The following is a 3,037-nucleotide window of genomic DNA, read 5'->3' as shown; positions in this document are numbered from 1 at the left end:
GGGCCGGCCCCGCCAGCACCAGCAGCTGGCCCGCGAGCAGCCAGGTGACCCAGCCCGACACGGGCATCGGCACGCGGCGCGCGACGATGTACAGCGGCGAGCCATCGCTTAGCCGCAGCTGCATGCGCACAGCATCGGGCCGGTCGCCGAGCTGCCCCATCGCCAGCACCGGAAAGGGCTGCAAGGCATCGGCCACCACCTGCGCAAAGCGGGCCAGCGCCGGGTCGGTGGGGGCGGCGCTGCCAACCGTGCCCTCCAGAGAAAAACTGTAGTTGGGGCGCTCGAGCTTGGGGAACCAGTCCTGGCGCTCGCCCGCCGGCAGCCGGTCGATCAGCGCGACCGAGCTGGCGATATCGCGCTCGACCCCGCTGACCATCAGCCGCATCAGCGCTTGCTCACGCTCATGGCGAATGGCCATATAGGTGAGCAGCTGGGCGACACCCATGCCCAGCACAACCAGCAAGGCGACGCGCGCCAGCAGGGTGGAAGGGACAAGCCGTTGAAAAAATCTGCGCATGGAGGTCAAGCCGGGTGGGGAGCCAAGGGGCGATCAGGCCACGGAAAGATCGACCTGGATATTGCCGCGTGTCGCCTTGGAATATGGGCAGATCTGGTGCGCCGCCTGCACCACGGCCAGCGCCTGGTCATGCGCAACGCCCGGTACCCTGACGTTCAGCCGCGCCGCCAATGCAAAGCCCTCGGCGTTTTGCACCAGGTCCACCTCGGCATCGACCGCCAGCTCTGCCGGCAGCTTGACGCCCAGCGGCTGCGCCGCCCGGGCCATCGCCCCCATAAAGCAGGCCGACCAGCCCGCCGCAAACAGCTGCTCGGGGTTGGTGCCTGTGCCCGCCGTGCCGAATTGGGTCAGGCGAATATCCAGATGCCCGTCATCGCTGCGCGATGCGCCGGAGCGGCCGCCGGTGGTGGTTGTGCGGCCGGTGTAGAGAACCTTGTCTTGTGCTGCGCTCATGGTCAAATCCTTGTGGAGCTGTTGTTTTGTCAAACTGACGGAGCGATTGTTCAAGCCAGCGGCGCTTTGGCAAAGGGGTTTTCTGACCGAATGTAGCGCTGCGAGAGGCAGTGTACAAAACTATACAAAAGTCTTTGTTCGAGCGCATCGCGTCATGCCTTGTGAGCGATGGCATGGTGTCTGGAGTGTGTGCTGCCGCTAATGAAAAAACTGGCGTCGGTGTGAACGAACGATTACAATCCTGAAATGTTCACCGTCAAGCGCACTGTTGAATTCGATGCCTGGCTCCATGGTCTGCGTGACACGATGACGCGTATCCGCTTGGCAAAGCGTTTAGACAAGGTCACACGTGGTTTGATGGGCGACTGTAAATCCGTTGGCGCAGGCGTTTACGAAATGCGAGAAGACTTTGGCCCAGGCTGGCGTATGTACTACGTGCAGCGTGGCGATGTGGTGGTAGTCATGCTGGGCGGTGGTGACAAGTCCAGCCAACAAGCGGATATCGCTGCTGCCCAGGCGCTGGCTGCCACTTTGGAGCCGGAAGAGGGCGAGAAGGAGTAGATGATGGTCAAGATTGCAGACCTGCCCAACTTTGACATGGCAGAGCATTTGAAAACGGATGAAGAGGTGGCCGCCTATTTGACCTTGGTGATGGAGGAAGAAGATCCTTCCGAGCTTGCGCATGCCCTGGGTGTGATTGCGCGCGCGCGTGGCATGGGCGACATAGCAAGTGCCAGCGGCCTGACCCGAGAGGCGCTGTACAAGGCGCTGCGTCCGGGTAGCCATCCGCGCTTTGAAACCATTTGGCGTGTGTGTGCAGCGCTCGGCGTTCGCCTGGTTGCGCAGCCGATCAATCCCTAGGCGCAGACGCGCTGGACACCCGAAGAAACAAGACCCATCCATGCCCGCCTTCCCTGCCAAGCCCAGCGTTGTTGGCTTGTGAACGGGGGCGGATGAAGTGTTCCAATTCTGGCTCTCTGTAAATAAGATGAATTCTCATTTGCATTTATAATGCTCGGCTTACCGTCTCGCTACGCGCTACAGATCCAGCGGCCGCCACATCTTGCTTGCCACCTGACGGGCAATACCAATGCAAGGGATGGGGCTCGATTCGCTGTGGCTGCGCATGCTTATTACAAAGAACTGCTGAACTTCTGCGCCCGCACTTTGAAGGACCGCGACTCGGCGGCCGATCTGGTGCAGGAGGCCTATGTGCGCCTCTTTGGCGTGCAGCAGTCGGGCACCCAGGTGGCAGATCCGCGCGCGCTGCTGTTTCGCACGGCGCGCAATCTGCTGACGGATGAGTACCGGCGCGAGCAGGTGCGCAGCCACCAAAGCCTGGAGGCGCTGGACGAAGCGCAGCAGCCGCTGGCGCCCAGGCACCTGCAGCCCGAGGAAGTGCTGGCCTTCAGCCAGTATGCGAGGGCGGTTTACCTGGCGATTGAGAGCCTGCCACCGCGCTGCCGTGAAGCCTTTGTCTTGAACCGCTTCGATGGCCTGTCGCACCAGCAAGTGGCCGAGCACATGGGCATCTCCCGCAATATGGTGGCCCAGCATGTGATCCGCGCGGTCCTGGTCTGCAAGGCCTGTGATGACCGTTTCCATGGCCGTGCTGCCGCAGCAGCGCCCGCTGGCCATGGCGCCGGTACAAAGGATCCGCGCCCATGAGCCAGCCAGAGCTCCACCGCTGCCACAGCGCGCCCAGCCCATCCCTGCCAGCTTCCCACCAGGAGGCGGCGGATGCGCGCGACTATGCCGAGTTCATTGCCGGCCAGGATCCGCTGGAGGTCGAGGCCATCGGCTGGATGGTGCGCCGCCAGGACGGGCTGACCGCCGACGAAGAGGCCGAGTTGCAGGAATGGCTGGAGCGCGACCCCGAACATGCCAAGGCCTTGGAGCAGGCCGAAGGCGTGTGGGGCCGCATGGATGAGTTGCCAGAAGAGGGCGTGGATGCGCTGAAGGCGGGCTTGCCACCCAGCGCTGAAGGCCCAGCAGCCTTGGCGCTGCCACTGATAGCGCACCGCGCCGCTGCGGGCGAGAGACGCCGCCCATCAGGCGCGCCAAGCT

At 63.3% G+C, this 3,037-nt stretch carries 5 protein-coding genes and 1 pseudogene; 4 read left to right on the top strand and 2 right to left on the bottom strand.

All coding sequences use genetic code 11. The features are described from left to right. Both H928_RS0112310 and H928_RS0112305 read right to left on the bottom strand, forming a co-directional pair. Positions 1–517: pseudogene (locus H928_RS0112310) on the bottom strand (two-component sensor histidine kinase); the annotation flags it as partial. A 33-nt stretch (positions 518–550) separates the two neighbouring features. Beyond that, positions 551–970 (bottom strand): Ohr family peroxiredoxin, encoded by a 420-nt coding sequence (locus H928_RS0112305; RefSeq protein ID WP_021026785.1) that lies wholly within the window; start codon positions 968–970, stop codon positions 551–553. Positions 971–1,216: 246 nt separating this feature from the next. Between H928_RS0112305 and H928_RS0112300 the strand changes: the two genes are divergently transcribed. The 4 genes from H928_RS0112300 to H928_RS27465 form a co-directional block, all read left to right on the top strand. Beyond that, positions 1,217–1,531: a type II toxin-antitoxin system RelE/ParE family toxin gene (locus tag H928_RS0112300; protein ID WP_021026784.1), complete on the top strand. Its 315-nt coding sequence runs from the start codon at positions 1,217–1,219 to the stop codon at positions 1,529–1,531. A 3-nt stretch (positions 1,532–1,534) separates the two neighbouring features. After that, entirely contained in the window at positions 1,535–1,831 is a 297-nt protein-coding gene (locus tag H928_RS0112295; RefSeq protein ID WP_043339850.1) for an addiction module antidote protein, read from the top strand. A 255-nt stretch (positions 1,832–2,086) separates the two neighbouring features. Continuing rightward, positions 2,087–2,638, top strand: a complete 552-nt coding sequence (locus H928_RS27470) for a sigma-70 family RNA polymerase sigma factor (protein ID WP_021026781.1) — start codon at positions 2,087–2,089, stop codon at positions 2,636–2,638. Continuing rightward, a partial coding sequence (locus H928_RS27465; protein ID WP_043339842.1) for a DUF4880 domain-containing protein occupies positions 2,635–3,037 on the top strand: 403 nt, incomplete at its 3' end. The genes H928_RS27470 and H928_RS27465, both read left to right, overlap by 4 nt.

Source organism: Comamonas sp. B-9, from assembly GCF_000410635.1.
In the GTDB taxonomy this organism is placed as follows: domain Bacteria; phylum Pseudomonadota; class Gammaproteobacteria; order Burkholderiales; family Burkholderiaceae_C; genus Comamonas.
The sequence above is the reverse complement of the archived record's forward strand: the minus strand, read 5'-3'. Positions and strand labels throughout refer to the sequence as shown.